Genomic DNA, 20,143 nt, shown 5'->3' with positions numbered 1-20,143 from the left:
CTTTCCACTGAAGCCCGTTCCGGATGACGTAAACGATCCCGCTCAGAACACGGCGATCATCCACGCGGGGAACGCCGTGCGCCAGCGGAAAATACGGCCTGATCAACTCCATCTGACGCTCGGACAGCAAAAACAGAGCACCCACAGGTTCGCTCCCAACAGAAAGCCTGTGAATCATCAATTACGCTTCAATTCAACCTATTAATAGGTCCTGACCCTAGTTGATTTAAGGGGCAGTTTCAGAGGGATTCGGGATGCGGTGAAATGGTTAATATGGCGATGCTGATGTGGAATCTGGAAATATGAAGGTCGAAGTCCGATTTTGCGAGGCACTGGTTCGGAAATTTGATGCAGTATATTTTGTCTCCACATGACTGCGACGCTGAGCGGCTATACATGTGGAAAGGCCTTTATCCTGCTCCGGTTCGCGTAGAGCTGAAATAGCGATCAATGGCATCAAGCATGGCACCGGCAACCATGGCCCGATGGCCTGCTTGTCTGAGGGATTCCTCATCCCGGCGGTTGGACATAAAGCCCATTTCGACGAGAATTGAAGGAATGTCGGCTGCTTTCAGAACAACAAAAGCGGCATGACGGTGGGGATGGCTGAGCAGAGTTAGTCTCGACTGAAATGAGGCTACCACGGAACTGGCGATATGGGCGGAGCCTCGTCTGGTTTCTTCAGACACCAGACTCGCCAGGATCTGCTGAACTTCAGGTGAACTGGCGTGGACATGCGGGCCGCCAAACAGATCCGCGCTGTTTTCACTTTGTGCGATCAGTGCGGTCTGGCTGTCGGAGGCTGCATTTGACAATGTATAGACGCTGGCTCCCCGGACAGAAGCGTCATGCAGAGCATCTGCGTGCATAGAGATGAACAGTTCAGCCCGGTGAGCCTGAGCCATCTCGACGCGTCCCTCAAGGGGGATGAAGCGATCAGATGTCCTGGTCATGGAAACTCGATAACGACCGGACGCAATAAGCTGCCGTTCGAGTTCGGCTGCCGCCGCCTCGGCGACGTGTTTCTCGTAAGTTCCCGAATAACCAACGGCTCCAGGGTCTTTGCCACCATGGCCCGGGTCCAGCATGACCAGCGGGGGCGGAGCCGCTGCGTTACGCAGAACGGTGGGAGCGTGCAGAGAGTGTGAAGCCGTTGTCGGGTGATGTGTGGCTGGTGCGCTATGTTTTATGGAGCGTGCCAGACCGATCGTGGGAAGCAAAGGCGCCAGGCAGGTGATCAGTGCGGCGCTGCGTCGTGTCATATTGCCGGCAATTTCGGATGCCGGCTCGTTTGGCAGCGCGTTCGCCTCTGAGGCAACTGCGCCCTGCCTGAATACCCTTGTCTCCGGCATGTTGTTGTTCGGGAGATGGGAATGGCCCTTCTGATCTTGCTTCATCTCTTTTTCCGAATGCTCATGCCCTGTAATTCTGCCATGTCGGATTTATGAAGTCATTAATAAACATGAGTTAATTCAATTATTTGTGTGGATATCCTCAACCGGGATGGCAGTAGTTACAGGGTAATATGCGGGATGGCTTGCGTGCGGGCTGTGTTTCAGCCATGATTATCTATGCGTAGTGCCGTCTGTGACGTTTGCTGCGTAACCCGGATCAGAATGTGTCGCATCTCTGTAATTAAGGTCGAGGTGGTAATGTTCTGGGCGGGGCTTTTGATACAAATGCTGAACGACAAGGACGGATGAGAGCAGCGCTGGATACAGTGAAGAGGCAGAGTGGGGGCTCGGGTGAATTAAATCCCGGAGTTGCTTCGTCATTTCTGTCACTCTCCGGTTATTCCGGTCCACTCTGCGTTTCCCGGACGTCGCTCGTGTCTACCATCCAGGATTATTTAGTCGATTCGCCCGCAGCGTTCCCGCGCGGCGCCCGGTCCGTTCGTGACCGGCTGCGCCCGCCTGGAAGAACGCCGGGACACCGGAGTTTCTTTTTTTATGACCAAGCGTATGCTGATAGATGCAACGCACGCGGAAGAAACCCGCGTCGTTGTGATGGACGGAAATCGTCTCGAAGACTATGATGTTGAAGCTGCAAACAGAAAGCAGCTTAAAGGCAATATCTATCTTGCCAAAGTAATCCGCGTGGAGCCGAGCTTGCAGGCCGCCTTCGTGGAATATGGCGGTAATCGTCATGGTTTTCTGGCGTTTAGTGAAATCCATCCGGATTACTATCAGATCCCGATAGCGGATCGTGAAAAACTGCTTGCGATTCAGGAAGAAGAGGCTCTTGCCGCTGAAGCGGAAGACGAGACTGAAGATGAGTTACCTTCAGGGGCGTCTGATGAAGTTCCGTCAGGCGCTGAGGCTGGCGATGCCGAATCTTCTGACGATGAGATGTCGGATCGCACACCGGATTATGTCGGAGGTGAGACCGATACGGGTGAAGAAGCTCTCGTGCAGAAACGGATGGCCCGTTTTCTGCGCAGTTATAAGATCCAGGAAGTTATTCGACGGCGCCAGATTTTGCTTGTTCAGGTTGTCAAGGAAGAGCGGGGCAATAAGGGCGCTGCGCTGACGACGTATATTTCGCTCGCCGGACGCTACTGCGTACTGATGCCAAATGCACTCCGTGGCGGCGGGGTGTCCCGGAAGATTACATCTGTCGCGGACCGGAGGCGTCTCAAGGATATCATTGCCGATCTGCAGCTGCCTCGTGGCATGGCCATGATAGTTCGCACTGCCGGATCGCAGCGGCCACGGCCTGAAGTCATGAAGGATTGTGAGTATCTTCTGCATCTCTGGGATGAGATCAGGGAGCACACGCTGAGTTCCGTCGCACCGGCCCTGATCTACGAAGAGGCCAGCCTTGTTAAGCGCGCCATTCGTGACGTTTACACGCGTGATATCGACGACATCGTTGTGGACGGCGAAAATGGCTGGCGCGCTGCTCGTGATTTTATGCGGATGCTTATGCCGCAGAGCGCACATAAGGTGAAACTCTGGCGTAAGGAGAGTCAGCCACTCTTCAGCCATTATCACGTCGAGGGGCTTCTCGATGCGATGTTGTCGCCGACAGTTCAGCTCCGTTCCGGCGGTTATCTTGTCATTAATCAGACCGAGGCGCTGGTTTCCATCGACGTCAACTCGGGGCGCGCGACCCGCGAGCGGAATATCGAGGAAACAGCGGTTAAGACCAATCTCGAAGCGGCTGATGAAGTGGCCCGTCAGCTGCGTCTGCGTGATCTTGCCGGTCTGATTGTCATCGACTTTATTGATATGGAGTCCCGCAGGCATAATGCTCAGGTCGAACGGCGCCTGAAAGACGCGCTGCGCTATGATCGCGCGCGCATTCAGGTCGGGGGGATTTCGCATTTCGGCTTGCTGGAGATGTCGCGGCAGAGATTGCGACCGTCCGTTGCCGAAGCCGCCTTTGCCACATGCCCGCATTGTCAGGGCACGGGTATTATTCGTGGCATCGAGAGTGCGGCTCTGCACGTTCTGCGCGCTATCGAGGAAGAAGGCGGGTTGCGCCGGGCCGCAGAAGTCACGGTTTATGTTGCCGGAGAGATCGCGCTTTATATTCTCAACAACAAACGTGACTGGCTCTCTTCGATCGAGATGCGTCATAAAATGCGTGTTTTCTTCGGAGCTGATTCATCGCTTCCGCCGCCGGAAGTAAGAATCGAACGTCATCGGGCGCAAACGGCACGTTTTGATAATTCTGAACCCACTGATATTGCAGATGAACCTGCCGGATCTGAACTTCGTCAGGAGCAAGCAGATGATGTGGCTAAAGAGGTGTCGCAGGCGCCTGTAAAAACTATTCCCATTGCTGAAACGGCGCCGCAGGCAGCGATTGTCACGGGTCCGGGTGACGATAGTGAGGATGCAGATGCTGCACAGACCCGTCGTCGGCGTCGTCGGCGTCGTCGGCGCGGCGGACAGCGGGATGAGAGCGGTAATATTGTAACTTCGTCCGGGGAGCAGGAGGATGTGGGACCGGCTGCGCGGCCGGTCACAAAGGATATGCAGGAAACAACCTCTGCTCTGCCGGCAAAAAAATCTGAAATTGCTTCAGAAGAAAATCTGGTGCCCGGGCGTATGCGGACACGACATTCCCGTAAAGGAACAGGAGAGGTTGCTCCGCCCCGGATACAGGAAAAACGTTCAGAGCCGGTCGCTCAGGCAGAAAAAGCCTGGCGGGGGCCAACGCCGGCTGACCCGTTCGGCGGCAGCTTTGATATCTTCGATATGATGGAGCAGGCAGAACAGGAGGAAGGCCGTCCGAGCCCTTCCGGGAAACAAGACCAGAGTTCTGTGCCAGCCCTCATCCCGGAGCCTGCGGATGAGCTTGAATCTATTAAACAAACAGAGCCGATGCCTCCTCTTGAAGCTGAAAAAGCAGATGCTGAGCGTCCTGCTGCTGTTGCGGATAATTCAGGAGGTCGTCGGCGTACCCGTTCCCGGCGAAAGTCGGGTGAAGCAGTGAAAGCTGAAGAGCCGACGCCGCCTGTTTCCCCGACTGAGCTTTCAGACATACCGTTGTCCGATGAGAAAGCCGCAGAAGAGGCGGCGCCCCGGCGTCGGGGTGGTCGCCGGAAAGCCGGAGCTGAGACAAGTCCGCAACAGACTGAGATGATGCCTGAAAAAGTAAGGCCAGCAATTTCTGCGGACACAGAGAAAAAGGGTAATCGTGAGCCCGTTACTTTTGTTAAACCGACGGTAATTGAAGATGGCGCTGCTGTAGCTAAACCCCGTACAGGATGGTGGCGACGTTAGGAAAGAAACATTAGTTTCAGAGGTGATACGTCGCCGCTGACCTGATTTTGACATGGTCCTGCCGCTCTCATCTGATAGCGCGTCAGGGCTATGTCATTGTGCTTTCCTGACTGTAGTCAGCGGCAGCGAGTTATCAGGTTATATGTTACTTTAATTCAGGATCATGTTTCCCTCCCTTGCGACGATCCCGATGAATGGCCATGTTGACTGTCATGGCTATTCGCTCCCGATCGTCGCTGGAAGGTCATTCTGCACTGGTGTTCCAGCCAGAGCGTCTTCCTCCCAAAGAAAAACGTTTTCATATGGAGGTCGTGTCGGAGTACGAACCGGCAGGCGATCAGCCGCAGGCGATCGGTACGTTGACGCAGGGTATTGAGGCCGCTGAACGTGATCAGGTTCTGCTTGGCGTAACAGGTTCCGGTAAAACCTTCACGATGGCGAAGGTAATCGAAGCGACGCAAAAACCAACGCTTATCCTAGCGCCCAATAAAACACTGGCGGCTCAGCTTTATAGCGAGATGAAACAGTTTTTTCCAAATAACGCAGTGGAATATTTTGTCAGTTACTACGACTATTATCAGCCTGAGGCCTACGTTGCACGTTCTGACACCTATATTGAAAAAGATAGCCAGATTAACGAACAAATTGATCGTATGCGGCATGCTGCCACGCAGGCTCTTCTCGAACGCAATGACGTTATCATCGTCGCGTCTGTTTCCTGCATTTATGGTATAGGATCGGTAGAAACGTATTCGCGCATGGTTGTCCGGCTTGAGACCGGAGGTGAAATTGATCGCGATAAACTGATTAAGGGCCTCGTTGAGCTTCAGTACAGGCGAAATGATGCAGCTTTTGCTCGTGGTGCATTCCGGGTGCGCGGAGAAAGTATCGATATTTTCCCTTCTCAGAATGAAGACCGCGCCTGGCGGGTAACTCTTTTCGGGGACGAAATCGATCAGATTATTGAATTTGACCCCCTGACTGGCGAAAAGACTGCCGATCTCCAGGAGGTCAGTCTTTACGCGAACAGTCATTATGTCACGCCCCGGCCGACGCTCAATCAGGCCATTGTTGGCATAAAGCAAGAACTGCGCGGTCAACTGGATGTTTTTACACAGCAGGGGAAACTGCTTGAGGCCGAGCGTCTTCAGCAGCGCACGACGTTTGATCTGGAGATGATGGAGACAACCGGAGTCTGCAAAGGTATTGAAAATTACTCACGTTATCTGTCCGGAAGAAAGGCGGGTGAGCCGCCTCCGACATTGTTCGAATATTTGCCGGAAGACGCATTGCTGATTGTAGACGAGAGCCACGTCACGGTACCGCAGATCGGTGGAATGGAGCGAGGCGATCATGCACGGAAATCCGTTCTCGCCGAGTTCGGGTTTCGTCTGCCTTCCTGTCTTGATAACCGGCCTTTGAAATTTGATGAATGGGATGTTTATCGTCCGCAGACATTGTTCGTCAGTGCAACTCCCGGGCCGTGGGAGATGGAGCGTGTACAGGGCGTCTTCAGTGAGCAGGTTATCCGACCGACCGGTCTGATCGACCCTGTTACGGAGGTAAGGCCCGTCGAACATCAGGTTGATGATTTACTGGCCGAATGTCGGGAGACAATCGGCAAAGGTGGTCGCGTCCTCGTAACAGTACTGACTAAACGCATGGCTGAGGATCTCAGTGAATATCTCGATGAGGCCGGGCTCAAGGTACGTTACCTGCATTCCGATATCGATACGCTGGAGCGTATAGAGATCATAAGGGATCTGCGTCTTGGTGTGTTTGATATCCTTATCGGGATCAATCTGCTTCGTGAGGGGCTGGATATTCCGGAGTGTTCCCTGGTCGCGATTCTTGATGCTGACAAAGAGGGATTTCTTCGTTCACGCACGTCGCTCGTACAGACGATTGGCCGGGCAGCCCGAAATGTAGATGGCCGCGTACTGCTTTACGCTGATCGAATGACAGACAGTCTGCGGTTTGCGATTGAGGAAACCGCGAGACGGCGGGAAAAGCAGGCTGCATGGAACGCAGAGCATGGAATCACGCCACAAAGCGTTCGTAAGCAGATCGGTAATATCGTCAATTCGGTATTTGAACAGGATTATGTGACTGTTACGCCGACTGAAGGTGCAGAGGCGGACGAATTCGTAGGCAAAGACCTTGAGGCGACGATTGCGGAGCTTGAACGGCGGATGCGGGCTGCAGCTGCGGACCTGGAATTTGAAACTGCCGCACGCCTTCGCGATGAAGTGAAAAGACTGGAGGCTTTGCAATTGGGTATTGAGCCACCCTCTCCGTCGTTGCAGAAAAGACAGGATGCTACCGGGCGCAAGAAAGACAAAACCCCGGTTCCACTTGGACCGGGGGGAGGGGGATATGACCCGGAAAAACGAAAGGGGCGCTCCGGCGGCAAGGCGCGCAATTCAGTTTCTGCAAAGTCGGACACAAAGAGAAGGAATTAACTCCTCATGCAGAAGCTTTTGTTATGGACGGAAAAGAGCTGACTGAATGGCAAATAAAATTTCAGCCCAGTTCGACCAGAACCACTACAAAGGGCACTACTGCGAGCGCGATCCAAGCTCCCATTGCGCAGGTCGCGAAGATTTGCGCCGCCTGTCGCCTTAGCCGCTCCGGCTGCGTCCGGACAATGCCGGTTGCTAAAAAGCCTTCAGGCTGAATGTCAGTCTTATTACGCATGAGACCTCCTTTTCAGTCCAGTGATCTGCAAGCCAGTTGTCATATAGCATTATGACACTGCCCACAGTCCTGAGATTGACCAAGTTACCAACTGTCTCGGCAAATTTCTGCCGTTGTTTTGACCAGACGCGATAAGAGCGGCGCTATGGGGCAAAATAGTGGCGGACAAAGGACTGAAATAAGAGGAAAAACGACGGTCGGGCCTTCCTGCTCATACAAGCGGTCGTGCGCTGTTACAATGTGTGAGGTTGGTACACGGATTTTCGCAAATTTATGATGAGTCCTGCATATTATGTTTTTGCCGAAAGCATGCGATTCTTTTTCGGCTCACCCGATTGAGCAAAGCTACCTTGCGAAGAAGGTGCTTTAATCAGCTTGTGCGGTCGCGAGCATTATGAAGCGTTTTGCATCCATGACATCCGCAGCCACGACAGCAACATGATCCAGAAGCGCAGGGTCCTGTCCCCACCGCTGCATCTGAGTTCTTTCATCAAGAGAGGCAATATTGACGGCATCCTGTGCGCTCAGGCTCCCCTCAGTCACAGCCAGCCCAAGCACGAGACTTCCCAGAGCCGGCACGGCCACGCCGAGGGCGGCAAGTTCAGCGTCTGATTTTTCGCCGAGGAGACCTGAAAATCCTTTTTTGACTGCGGCAGGCTGGACCACGGGCATTATTCCGGTCGTCACATGGAGATCAATCCCATGACGCTCCCTGAGCCAGTTCAGCCACGGATGCCACATTTCATTCTCGCGTGCCGCCGCAGACTTATCATCGCCAGTGTGATAGCAAAGAAGATCGTATTCACCGTAACCGGCCAGTGTGGCTACAGCGTGATCCCGGTGTGGTTCAATACGTTCGATCATGGCTCCGGCAATCCGCGTCAGTGGCAATGCATCCGGTCCGAAGCGTTTTGCGGGGTTGTCAGCACCTGCCGCCTGCCATTCAGCAGCAAGCGCCTCTGCCAGCGGTTTTGAGATAACCCGGAGTGAAGCGCGGCCGGGCAGACGAACAGGCTTCCCGTCAAGCGTAACCGTATATCCATGTGGTCCCGCAATTACCGAAGCATTTGACCAGAATCTCTTCTGGCCCACGCCATGTCTGTCACGGTTGTTTCCAGTCAATGCAGCAGGCCTTTGAGTATGTTCATTAACCCTTTCGCTTTACCTGCGGGTGCCGAAGCGGCCGCAGGGCCAGCCTCCCCTTCGCGTGCTGCGGCGAGAAGATCCGGACACTGATCGCCTGCCGCTGACTGATCACCGCCGATCGAGATGGCAAAACGGCCGTCACTGCCCGGCTCCAGATGTGGTTGCGGAGAACTGATCGTGCCGCCAACACCGACTGGTGAGGATGCGCCGGTTCGTCCGATCCCGATGCGGGGCGTCAGATGCAGATCAAGTGCGCTGGAAGAAAGTCCCACGTTTCCATGACCGGTGAGAGACAATGAATCTGCCTCCAGCCCGATCCGTTCCAGTGTGGCGCGGTCATCAGCGAATTCCATATGGATGCCCAGGCATCGCAGCCCCATTGTCCCTCTGACCGGAATACTACGGCCGATAATCGCAGCCAGGGCCTGTCCGCTGACGCGTCCGTCCACCATCGATACCCCGGCATGACCCGCAACGCTGCGTTTCCACGCGTCCATGTCTGCTCCGTCAGCTACAATGCTCCCGACAACCTGCAATGAGCCGTTCACCAGTGAAGGTAATCCGGCCCATCCTTCCACAATACCTGCGGGCAGGATCAGTGGTGAGGCGGTGATGGCAATATGTGGCACATCGCCGGAGACATCATAGGTAAAGCGACCTGACTGAGGCATACCCTGGGCCACGCCGGTTCCACTGGCCCGGATCGGGTCTGCCGTCAGCCGCCCGTTATCTGCCACGACATGCGCAAAAACGGTGTCCCATGCCACAGATTGCCAGGTGACGCGCTGAGCCGCGACATCCAGCGTTCCCTGTATTGCATGCAGTAATATTTGCGGATCACGTTCACGCAAAATGGTAAGGGGCGCAGTGCTGGCCAGATGTCCGTCAACTTTAAGCTGCTGCAATGAAGGCTTTTCAGGCCCGAACGTCAGAGAAGAAAGTGAGCCATGCACATCGAGAGAAGTCTTTTCACCCCCCACGACGCCATCCAGTGTTACAGATGAATCTCCGGTGGCGAGGGAAAGTCTGACTGGCAATGGTGCGGTTGCGGAGGATCTGATCGCGCGACCTGTTTCATCAAGGGTCCCCAGCAGACCCCGAAGGGTAAGGGGCTGATCGTTCAGTTTTCCATCCAGTGAAACAGTCAGTCGATCTGATGGCTGCGCTGCATCCAGGGTGACAGTATCAGCATGAAGCCCTTCGAGCATCTGATCGAGGGCAACCGGTCCGGTGTGCAGATGCAGCATTCTCAGACCAGGGCTGGCGCCGCTGCCGGTTATGCCTGCCTGCAGAGAAACATCGCTGGCATCAGGCAGATTTGCATTAGGAAACAATGCCTCAAGATCTGCCAGTTGTCCGATTGCGCCGCCGGCCTGCAGATCATATCCGGCGTCGTGCCGGGGATCGGTGATAACGCCATCGAGATGGGCCTGCCCCGCCTGTCGTTTATTCACCACCAGTGTTGCGGTCAGGTGTACTGGCCAGCTTTCACCCGTCACAGGGAGCAGCGCACCGGTTGTGCCGGCCAGAGTAAACACACCGGTATCGTGGTGCCCATGTAAATTGATGATTGTGACGCCGCTGGTTAATCCGGTTATGTCAGCCTGATCAATGTCTGTGTCACCGGTCAGATGCTGTCTGGCATCGGACCAGACAAATCCTCCATCGCGCACATGTACAGACGATAGTGCGAGATTCCAGTGCTGGTGTGAGGCGGACTGACTGCTGTTCTTAACCTGGGCATCCGGAACCGGTTCGAACAGCCAGTTCGGTATTCCATCCGGCGTCCGCTCAAGAAGGAGCGCCGGTTCCATAAGGCTGACATTATCCAGTACCACCCTGTGTGAGAAGAGTGCACCAAGCGCGAGGCTTGCCCGGACCTCTCTGGCAGTAAACATATCCGGGCGTGTTCCGCCCGGCCGGTTCGACAGACCGACCCCCCTTGCTTCCACCCATGGATAGGGTAACAGCCATACATGAAGGGAATCGATTCGCAGATGTCTGCCCGTCTGCCTGTCAACAGCTTCGATAAGCCGCGTGCGCAGCCAGGTGGCATCCATCAGCGATGATGCTGTAACCGCGCCGCCAAGCAGTACGGCTAGTCCGCCGATGGCCAGTCCGGCCTTTGTCATGAACTTCATGCTATCTCCTGCGCGGTGCCGGGGTGGAACCTGCCGTGAAACCAAGTGCGCGGAATGTTTCGCGCATATGGGGGGGCAGATTAGCGCTTACTTCGAGCTGGCCTCCTGCAGGATGAGGCAGTAACAGGCTGCGTGCATGCAGATGCAGCCGATCGGCAAATCCATCCACATGGGCTTTGTCCGCTCCGTATTTCGGATCGCCAAGGATCGGAGTGCCCAGTGATTCGCAGTGAACGCGCAACTGATGCGTCCGACCGGTCAGGGGGGAAAGACGCAGCCAGGAGAATTTCCGCCCGGCCGAATCAAGAACTTCATAATCCGTGCGGGCAGACTGTGCGTCTTCGTCATTGCGGTCGGCTGCGACGATAATGGCTCCCGGTCCGGCACCGAGCCGCGCCAGTGGCTGGTCAATCTCGCCTGAAAGCGGATCAGGGCGACCGACTGTGACCGCCCAGTAAGTTTTCTTTACGTCACGTCCGCGGAAAGCAGCCGAGAGTTTCGCCGCTACGCCAGGCGTGCGCGCCAGGAGCAGCAATCCCGATGTATCTTTGTCGAGCCTGTGGACCAGGCGCGGGCGTGGCGCATCGCCCTCCCGTAAACCATCCAGCATCATGTCGATATGCTGAGTAATCCCCGGACCTCCCTGCGTCGCAAGTCCGGACGGTTTATTCAGGACAATCACCTGAGGATCGGAATAAACCACCATTTTCCTGATTTCGCGGGCCAGCCTGTCATCCAGCACGCGCGCCGCCGCCGGTGCCGGCTTTGTGGCCACAGGCATTGGAGGCACCCGGACGGACTGTCCGGGCTCAAGACGCGTGCCGGCTTCCACTCTCCTGCCGTCAACACGGATCTGCCCTGTCCGGCAGAGTTTCTGAAGTGCTCCCTGCGTGACATGAGGATAGTGACGCCGGAAATAGCGATCGAGACGGATGTCCGCCTCGTCCTCGCTTACCGTCAACATAGCCACACTCATGATCCGCGCCTCACGATCCGTCATCTGATGTGGGGCGGCTTGCCCTTTTTCGGGTCCATGTGTCCAGTCTTCGTCGGACCTCATGCTCAAATCCACGGCCTGTCGGATTATAGAAGCGCTGACGGGGCATCTCGTCCGGGAAGTAATTCTGACCGGAGAAGCCATCCTCGGCATCGTGATCGTACTGATAACCATCCCCGTAACCGATCTCTTTCATCAGCTTTGTGGGCGCATTCAGAATATGAGTAGGCGGCATCAGGCTGCCTGTTGCCTTTGCTGCCCGGCGTGCCGCACCGTAGGCCTTATAGACAGCATTGGATTTCGGAGCGGTCCCCAGGTGGACAACAAGCTGAGCGAGCGCCAGTTCGCCCTCCGGCGATCCCAGCCGTTCGTAAGTCTCCCATGCCGCAATGGCCAGCGGGAGCGCGGAAGGATCGGCCATCCCCACATCTTCTGCGGCAAACCGCGTCAGGCGCCGGGCGATATAACGTGGGTCTTCTCCGCCTTCGAGCATTCGGGCAAACCAGTAAAGCGCCGCATCGGGATCAGAGCCTCGCAGGGATTTATGCAGTGCGGAAATCAGATTGTAATGCTCTTCCCGATCCCGGTCATATAATACCGCACGCTTTGCCAGCAGCGATGCCAGGTTCTGTGGATCGAGGGGAGCATCAGTCTTCAGGCTCAGGATCTGTTCGACCATGTTCAGCAGATAACGTCCGTCGCCATCTGCCATCGCTCTGAGCGTCGCACGTGCCTGTTCGGTCAGGGGAAGGGGACTGCCTGTCAGTTCTTCGACCCTTACAAGAAGGGCATCCAGAGCCGGATCATCCAGTCGGCGCAGAACCATGACCTGACAGCGCGACAGCAAAGCCGAGTTCAGCGCAAAAGACGGATTTTCTGTTGTCGCCCCGACCAGCACAACCGTTCCATCTTCAACGACCGGGAGAAACCCATCCTGCTGAGCGCGATTGAACCGGTGGATTTCATCTACGAACAGCAATGTCCCACGTCCGGCTTCGGCAAAGCGCCGCGCATCCTCAAACGCCCGCTTCAGGTCAGCTACACCGGAAAATACCGCCGAAAGCTGCACAAACCGAAGATTTGCAGCTGCTGCAAGCAGTCGGGCAATCGTCGTCTTCCCAACTCCGGGTCCGCCCCACAGGATCAGGCTTGCGAGTGTCCCGCGTTCCAGCATCCGTGTGAGGGCGCCTTCCGGTCCAAGCATATGGTCTTGGCCAACCACATCCTCCAGCCGCGCGGGGCGCAGTCGATCTGCCAGAGGCTGGTTCGGAGCGGGATGTCCGGCGCCCTTTTTGCCAGAAGCAGACGGATTTGAATCACTGGCTGCGAGGCCCTCCGCCCCAAACAGATCGCTTCCGTGTTGTGACGGGGTTTCACGCCGCGTGGCCATGGCCGGTCTCGCTAATGTTCATTCTTCGTTCATACTGCGTTGCAGCGTTTTCGTTAAGGCAGCAAGATATGAATCTGTTTTCCGGTTCTTAATTATATCGACTGCTCTGATCGGCGCGGATACAAAGGGATCACTGAAAGTCCGCCCCGGAGTGCGCCGGCACCTGTTTTTTTCTCGCCTCCGCGTAAATACGGACGTTGTGTTGTCGATCGACGAATGCTGGTTTTCTCAGTCTGCTGTCAGAGCCTGAAGCGTATCTGCCTTCCGCCTGGTATAGGAGTCCGCTGCTAAACTGCCGTTTCACCGCGTTTCGTAATGTTTTGGCAGACAGGCCTGACTTCCATGCTCTGTGTGACGTGCCGAGCCAGCACGTCCACTCTTTGAGTGCTGGACACTCAGAATTTTCCAGGGAGAGGCTGTTCTTCTGAACAATCTTCCCGAGAAAACAGAAGAAACTATTGCCGGTACAAATCTGCGGTGGCCGGTTTCACCCACCGGCAGGATTCACTTCTTTACTGTCCGGATTTATGCTTTTTCTTCCATGCAGCACGCACTTCAGCGGGGCTGAAAGCGTTTTTTCCACTATGTGCCCCGGAGGTCGCCTGGTGCCTGCCTGTAACTCTGGCGTCTGCTGCTCGGGCCTGCGTCATTCCCCCAGGTGCGATACCAGCGGCCGGATTGTCGTTCACAGCGTGGACGGCTTTTTCACAAAGGGAGCCTTTCCCAACCCCGATCTGGATCATCGGCAGCAGCGCGAGGGGTGGGAATACAAAACCCAGCCCCACGGAGGCGGCAGCACGTCCGATAATTTCCGCGCCAGGCAATACCGTGGGAGATTTCAGCTGACCGGTAATATTGAATGCACCCGGCAGTGAAAAAATTGTCGGATTGATCGCTCTTGTCGTCAAAGAATAATCAATTGTATTGCTTTTAAAATTTACTGTTCCACGACCTAAAGTCCTGGTTTCTTTCGTTTCAAGAAGAAGGGTTTTTGTATTCACGATGCCATTGCGCAGTGGCATGTCGGCAATGAAACAGTCGAGTCGGGTATGACCGGGAAGTCCGAGCGCAGAAAGCACTGCATTACCAAATTGCAGACCGAGAATTTCCGGGAGCAGAGCCGAAATGTCGCCGCCCTGAACGAGAACCAGTGTCAGACCGCCATCCCCGTTTGCGACAAGTGATGCAATCGAATTTCCAGTGGAATTTAACGTGAGGTTTCCGCCGATGATACCTCCCTGAGCTGCCGCTCCCGTTGTCGTGGTCATGATGTGGGCAAGGTCAATCTGCCTGAAATCAAATTTTGCTTTCGTTGCAAATCCCTGTTTTGCAGGGGTAAGTGTAGCCGAGCTGGCCAGCGTTCCTTTGCCGACAGCAAAATTTAGCTTTTTGAGGTCGATCGCCCCGTCCTGGATTGTAAATTCAGCATCGATATTATCGAGCGGGAGACGTTTATTCTGAATGTGATCGCCCTTGTAGGTGACATGCGCGTTGACAGATTGAAGTTTGGGCACATTGATTGGTGTATCCGGCAGGATATCCGGATCTTTAGCCTCGGCCTGTTTTTGAGCGGCTGTATTCGCTCCTGGTTTTCCACCGATGAAGCCGCTGAGATCCTCAATATCGACCCGGTGAGAATGAAGAACTGTTTCAATGAACGGAACATGCTGGTAAGGATCGACAGTAATCGTGCCTTCGATATCGCTGGAGCCCATTTTCCCGGTGAAGTCATCAAAACGGATTAATTTTTGATTGTAATCAAGATTGCCTGTGATTTCATAAGCTGGAGTTTGCGGAACAGGAATTGCCGTCAGAGGGTATAACAGTGACATATCCGGACCGGAAAAATGTAGTCTGAGTTTCGTGCCTTTAAATGCCAGAGGATCGTCTACAGTCCCTTTCAGGGATGCATGTGTCGGCCCGTTCTTAACACTGAGATCAATCGGATAAGGGGTTTTTGCTTCAGTCAGGGCAAGGAGTGCGCCGCCAACAAAATGTCCGGTGACAGGCTGACCGGCATAACGTCCGGATGCGTCTGCTACGATGGTTCCTCTGTCTGCCGGACCTGTAGGTGGGGTTGTATGTAAGGTCATCGCCATGTCCGCCTGCAATTTGTCATCACGGAACTGCACATGGCCATCATTGATTTGTAATTCTTTTATGGAAGAAAGCGAAAATCCGGAATCTGAGGATTTTCCGGATGAAGAACCAAATGTATAATTGTTCTGCCCGTTTTTCTTTCGACGGATATCAGCGTGAGGTGTATCGAGAGCGATCAGCGGCAAACTGATCGAACGGTGCCAGATATAATTCCAGATATCGAATAATACTGTCGCATGTGTAGCAGTGAAAAATGGTTCTCTTTCACTTTTAAACTCTTCTGGTTGTTCACTTTTGAGATCATCCACTGTGATACGGGTCACAAACCCGGGGTGAACATGAAGATGTGAAATACTTGTTGTGCGCCCCAAGGCAGTTGTCGCCTTTCGGTTTACAAAAGGAACAAACCAGTCCCATGACCAGAAAATAATCAAAAGACCGATAGCCAGAAGAAAAAGGCCGGTACCGGTGACTGAAAAACGATGCCGATAAAAAAATGACGTCTGGCTCATACAGTCTCTGCCTGACGATACAGACTGACAGCCCGTACCGATCCCTTCGTTTAGTTGCAACCAACGTAAAGATAACTACTTCGATCAGTCAGACGAGTTGTAACTCGTCATCAACGCACTGTTTCCACATCCTTATTCACCAGGCTGGAGTTTCGGCTCATATCCTGTTCTGGTTGTTCCAAGAACGTCAGGTCAGAGCTCTGGTTCCTCATCTGTAGAAATGGAAGCCGCCGGACATCATAAGATGGCCTGATCACAGGTGTCTGCTTTTTAGAGAACCAGTCAGCGAAGTAAGTTATTTGTTCCCGAAAGACGCGTTCAGCACGGCTGCGAGCCGGACACCCGCCTGCTCCAGACGCAACTGTATCACTGGCCATGCGAGTGTAGTGTAATCTTCACCGAGTTCAGCCTTTTGCGCGCGGGGCAAGGTGCCATAAGCTACAGTGCGAGCCAGCGAGTGACTTTCATCGACCCAGTCAATCGCCGCATTTCTGTTGTCGGCAGCAGTTATATCTGCAGTCCAGAAAGCTATTTCACCTGGCGTGACAGAAGCATTTAGTTTCATTGCCTCCTTCTGTGCTGAGGAGAAATCGATAGTATAGTGCGGGCCGACCTTCAGGCCCGTCGCATGATCCAAGATACCTTCATCCCAGAGAGAGTGAAGGTTCATATGTCCGTTCAGATTATCTCCGAAATATGTGACGTGTATTGTATTGCCACCTTTATCGTGGTCACGCTCCACAGCGTGAAGCGGCTGATGCATGTCTCCGATGAGATGTACAACCCATTTCAGTGCGGTGAGTCGCTTTGTGGCAGTCGCGGCGGGATCAGCGAGGATGCGTTCCTGTTCAGGCAGTTTCTCAGCGACACAAATCTGATCAGGACAGTCGCGCGGCTGATCATAGGCCGGATTTGCAGCATCGATATCAACATAGTGCCAGGCCAGTGTTTCCGGAGCGCCTCCTTTGCTTTTGGAAATATGCCCGATTGTGTCAGGCCAAGACGCAACCTGGTCGAGGGAGGCATAACCTTCTGTCGCCAGTAAAGTTCTGACAGCCGTGAGAGTGGAGGGTGTCAGATGCGCCTGTGCAATATCAGCAACGATCGCATGACCATTCGGGCCCCAGGCACAGGCCTGTGAGATGCTGCTGCATCCGATTAACGCGAACGCATTGATTACTTTCCATTTTATGCGCGTCTGAAACCATTTTCCCATTTTAATTTCCCTTACTCGCCGAAGACAGTTCAAGTGCCCGTGCATACACAATTTTCCTGGGCAGGCCAGAAGCCGTGGCTACAAGGGCGGCTGCGTCTTTCACTGAATGTGTACTGAGTGCCTCGCCAAGCTGCCTGTCGAGATCGTCCGGCCCTGTTTCTTCTGAATCCGGCGGTCCGATCAGTACTGTGATTTCGCCGCGCGGGGGATGTTCCGCGTAGAAAGAGGCGAGTTCTGAAGCCGTGCCTCTGCGGACTTCTTCAAACCGCTTTGTCAGCTCTCTTGCCACCACAGCGGGACGATTGTCTCCAAATACTGTGGCGACGTCTCCCAGCATTTCACTCAGGCGGTGTGGTCCCTCGTGCCAGATCAGAGTAGCGCGCAGTCCCGAAAGTTCCGCCGCGCGCAAAGTGGCAAAACTCTCCCGCCGCGCCGAGGCGCGGGGTGGAGGAAAGCCGGCGAATAAAAACGGATGCGGAGCCAGCCCGGACAGAACCAGCGCCGTCAAAGCGGCGTTGGGGCCGGGGACCGCAGTTACGGTTATGCCGGCTTCTATAGCTGCGCGCGTGAGCCGGTAGCCCGGATCTGAAAGAAGAGGCATGCCAGCGTCAGAAACCAGAGCAATCCGTTGTCCGGCGAGAAGGCGCTCAATCAGCCCCGGCACGCGCTGTCGTTCATTGTGATCGTGTAGTGGTTCAGCCCGGGTGACGATACTATGTTCGGAAAAGAGCCTTGCTGTGACTCTCGTATCCTCGCACAGGACAAGGTCAGCCTGTCTCATTGCGTCCACAGCCCGTGGAGATAAATCACCCAGATTTCCGATGGGTGTCCCCACAAGGATTAACAGTCCGCTCTCATCTTTGCGCTCCGTTGTTTTGTCGGCCAGTGTGCTTTTGTCGGGTCGGGCATGACGCGGCGGCATTCCTTCGCTATGGGATGGCAACACGTCGGCATGGCTCTCTGCCTTTGGGCCGGCACATAAATGGTCAGAAACAGAGGCGGACAATGGATCGGACATATTGGTTCCAGCTACGAAAGGCAGTCCAAGCTGTCACCCTATCCGGAACAGGACGCAAGCCCGGTCCGGACAGACGGGCGGAATATTTCCGCCGGGCCGGTTCCGGTCGGTATCTTTCCGGGGTGGCTTTGCTGGCGCTCGCAGCCTGCAGTAGCGGAAATAACGGCGTTAGCCCGACAGTCAGTGTGCAGCGTAATGTCGCTGTGTTGTTGCCACTCACCGGGCCGAATGCTGTTCTCGGCAACGAGATGCTTTCGGCCGCCCGGCTGGCCCTGTCGCGACCGGCTGGTAGCACCACCCTCAAAGCAACCACTTCACTTCCTCAGGTCGATGCACATGATACTGCGGGACCCGGAGGGGCCGCTGGTGCCGCGCAGGCGGCTATTGCGGCCGGCGACGGAATTATCCTGGGCCCTCTGACCAGTCCCGATACGTCTCTGATCGCGCCGGCGGCTCTTCAGGCCAGTGTGCCGGTGATAGCGTTTACAAGTGATGCAAACCAGAAGCGCCCGGGCGTCTGGGTATTCGGTATTACACCGCAGCAACAGGTTGACCGGCTCGTTGCCGCAGGTGTTGCAGAAGGTCGCCATCAGTTTGCAGCCTTTCTGCCGGACAATCCGCTCGGGCACGCGCTCGGTGACGCTCTGATCCAGTCCTGTCATGCTAAAGGTCTTGCTGATCCTCTGATTGCTTATCATGTGAACACACCGGAAGCGATCTCTGCCGGTCTGGCTACGCTTTCTGCTTATGATAGTCGTGTTGCTGCGGCCAGCGGGCAGGCGACCGGCTCGGCAAGTGACCTTCCGCCAGATCTTGCTGCCGCCCTCTCTTCGGCGCCTAAGGCAGATTCCGTAGCACCATCTGACGGAAACACAGCCTCCGCTAATAAGCAGATCACCGGTGGAGAAGCCGGCAATGCAGCAACGGCAGCGTCTCAGGCGCTTTCCGCTCCGCCTTTTGATGCTCTGCTTCTCGGTGATCTTGGACTTTCACTGAAAAACGTCATTGATGGCCTGAAAACCAACCAGATATCCGGGTCTCAGGTTAGGCTTATGGGGCCAGGTCTGTGGAGTGCATTCTCCTTAAAGCTGGGAAGTATTGGAGGGGCCTGGTACGCTGCGCCGGATCCATCGGATCGCAAGGTATTCGTGCAGAATTTCACTACTCAGATGCATCGTGCTCCGAAGCCACTTGCAGACTTAGCCTATGATGCAGGCGCCCTGGCCGGGTCAGTTTCCGCCAGCAGTGGCGGCAAGGGGTATCCGGTTGACATAATGACCCGGTCACAGGGTTTTACTGGCGTCGACGGTCTTTTTACATTGCTTCCGGATGGCAGTACCACACGCGATCTGGCCATTTTTGAAATCCAGGCCGGAGGAGGCGCGCGTATTATCGCTACACAGTCAACGCGAGGGCCATCTGCACCGGATGCGATCTGATTTCAGCCGATAGTATTTTCAGCATGTTGTGTCCCTGTCAGGCATCGTAATTACGGGCAGGGGGGAGCCGCAACAGATCCTCCTGGCGGGTTATGATCAATTTGATGACTAACCTGCTGTGCTGTGTCAGGCGGCAGACTGGCTTGGCGCACCTCGTGTGGATCGTCAGGGTTTTGCGCATTGAAACGATGAATTCAGTCTTGCAATGCTGGCGGTCTGTGCAGTCCGGGCGTGCCAAATCGTCGGGCAGCTTTCGGCGCGGATTGTCGCCGGCAGTAGCAGACGATGCGTAACATTCATGTTCGATGGCGGTGTTATCAGGCACCGGAGCGCAGACACAGAATCATCTTCACTTTAATACATTGCGTGAAAACCCAGCAGCAGGGGCATAGCTTATGAGGTTAATCCCGGAGCTATCAGGTAAAGTAAAAATGTTACAAAACATGTCTTGAGCTTGACCTGATATTGCGAAAAAGTCGCAATTGCATATAGAGGGGACGTTAAATGTGACTGTATCGAGAGTGCCTGATGACAAACCGTTTCATTCGCTACAGCCTGAGGCAGAGATCGCTGACGGCCGGATTGACGATCGCCTGTTCTGCCCTGAATGCACAGGCAGGTCTGGCTGCGACCGCAGAGTCTGAGTGTCTGACCGAAAATGAGTTGAGTGATTTCAGCAGGTTATGATTCATGGGTTTGCGAGAACCTGATGAGATCAAGATGGCCTGGACTGAAATCACCCGAGCGCAGTATC

At 54.9% G+C, this 20,143-nt stretch carries 13 protein-coding genes; 3 read left to right on the top strand and 10 right to left on the bottom strand.

Annotation, left to right across the window (positions count from 1 at the left end; translation table 11 throughout):
• Both GOB90_RS17040 and GOB90_RS17035 read right to left on the bottom strand, forming a co-directional pair.
• The coding region (locus GOB90_RS17040; protein ID WP_173572176.1) for a transposase at positions 1 to 178 on the bottom strand (178 nt) is incomplete at its 3' end.
• A gap of 232 nt (positions 179 to 410) precedes the next feature.
• Positions 411 to 1,262 (bottom strand): N-acetylmuramoyl-L-alanine amidase family protein, encoded by an 852-nt coding sequence (locus GOB90_RS17035; RefSeq protein WP_242012130.1) that lies wholly within the window; start codon positions 1,260 to 1,262, stop codon positions 411 to 413.
• A 687-nt stretch (positions 1,263 to 1,949) separates the two neighbouring features.
• On the opposite strand from GOB90_RS17035, the gene GOB90_RS17030 reads away from it, so the two are divergent.
• Together GOB90_RS17030 and uvrB are read left to right on the top strand one after the other, a co-directional pair.
• Positions 1,950 to 4,733 carry an Rne/Rng family ribonuclease gene (locus tag GOB90_RS17030; protein WP_146892283.1) on the top strand — a complete coding sequence of 928 codons (2,784 nt, stop codon included), beginning with the start codon at positions 1,950 to 1,952 and terminating at the stop codon, positions 4,731 to 4,733.
• Between the two features lie 212 nt (positions 4,734 to 4,945).
• Positions 4,946 to 7,195 (top strand): excinuclease ABC subunit UvrB, encoded by a 2,250-nt coding sequence (gene uvrB / locus GOB90_RS17025; RefSeq protein WP_276510663.1) that lies wholly within the window; start codon positions 4,946 to 4,948, stop codon positions 7,193 to 7,195.
• Positions 7,196 to 7,256: 61 nt separating this feature from the next.
• On the opposite strand, the gene GOB90_RS17020 is transcribed toward uvrB, so the two are convergent.
• The 8 genes from GOB90_RS17020 to rsmI all read right to left on the bottom strand — a co-directional run bounded on the left by GOB90_RS17020 (position 7,257) and on the right by rsmI (position 17,938).
• Positions 7,257 to 7,430: a hypothetical protein gene (locus tag GOB90_RS17020; RefSeq protein ID WP_173572175.1), complete on the bottom strand. Its 174-nt coding sequence runs from the start codon at positions 7,428 to 7,430 to the stop codon at positions 7,257 to 7,259.
• Positions 7,431 to 7,796: 366 nt separating this feature from the next.
• The gene (locus tag GOB90_RS17015) at positions 7,797 to 8,552 is read right to left on the bottom strand and encodes an ATP12 family chaperone protein (RefSeq protein WP_146892286.1); all 756 of its coding nucleotides are present in this window, start codon (positions 8,550 to 8,552) and stop codon (positions 7,797 to 7,799) included.
• A complete protein-coding gene (locus tag GOB90_RS17010) occupies positions 8,549 to 10,717 on the bottom strand; it encodes an AsmA family protein (protein WP_146892289.1) in 2,169 nt (722 codons plus the stop codon). The genes GOB90_RS17015 and GOB90_RS17010 overlap by 4 nt, the downstream gene beginning before the upstream one ends.
• Before the next feature lies 1 nt (position 10,718).
• Positions 10,719 to 11,693 (bottom strand): RluA family pseudouridine synthase, encoded by a 975-nt coding sequence (locus GOB90_RS17005; RefSeq protein ID WP_146892311.1) that lies wholly within the window; start codon positions 11,691 to 11,693, stop codon positions 10,719 to 10,721.
• A gap of 10 nt (positions 11,694 to 11,703) precedes the next feature.
• Positions 11,704 to 13,104, bottom strand: coding sequence for a replication-associated recombination protein A (locus GOB90_RS17000; protein WP_146892292.1), 1,401 nt, complete (start codon positions 13,102 to 13,104; stop codon positions 11,704 to 11,706).
• A gap of 512 nt (positions 13,105 to 13,616) precedes the next feature.
• The gene (locus GOB90_RS16995; RefSeq protein WP_146892295.1) at positions 13,617 to 15,716 is read right to left on the bottom strand and encodes an AsmA family protein; all 2,100 of its coding nucleotides are present in this window, start codon (positions 15,714 to 15,716) and stop codon (positions 13,617 to 13,619) included.
• Between the two features lie 295 nt (positions 15,717 to 16,011).
• Positions 16,012 to 16,932 carry a S1/P1 nuclease gene (locus tag GOB90_RS16990; protein WP_146892298.1) on the bottom strand — a complete coding sequence of 307 codons (921 nt, stop codon included), beginning with the start codon at positions 16,930 to 16,932 and terminating at the stop codon, positions 16,012 to 16,014.
• 1 nt (position 16,933) lies between these two features.
• A complete protein-coding gene (gene rsmI / locus GOB90_RS16985) occupies positions 16,934 to 17,938 on the bottom strand; it encodes a 16S rRNA (cytidine(1402)-2'-O)-methyltransferase (RefSeq protein ID WP_373322095.1) in 1,005 nt (334 codons plus the stop codon).
• Between rsmI and GOB90_RS16980 the strand changes: the two genes are divergently transcribed.
• Positions 17,938 to 19,389, top strand: coding sequence for a penicillin-binding protein activator (locus GOB90_RS16980; RefSeq protein WP_146892304.1), 1,452 nt, complete (start codon positions 17,938 to 17,940; stop codon positions 19,387 to 19,389). The genes rsmI and GOB90_RS16980 overlap by 1 nt on opposite strands.
• Positions 19,390 to 20,143: the final 754 nt, after the last annotated feature.

Origin of the sequence: Acetobacter oeni, from assembly GCF_011516825.1 — a bacterium.
Classification (GTDB): Bacteria; Pseudomonadota; Alphaproteobacteria; order Acetobacterales; family Acetobacteraceae; genus Acetobacter; species Acetobacter oeni.
This window is presented reverse-complemented; position numbering and strand designations above follow the sequence as displayed.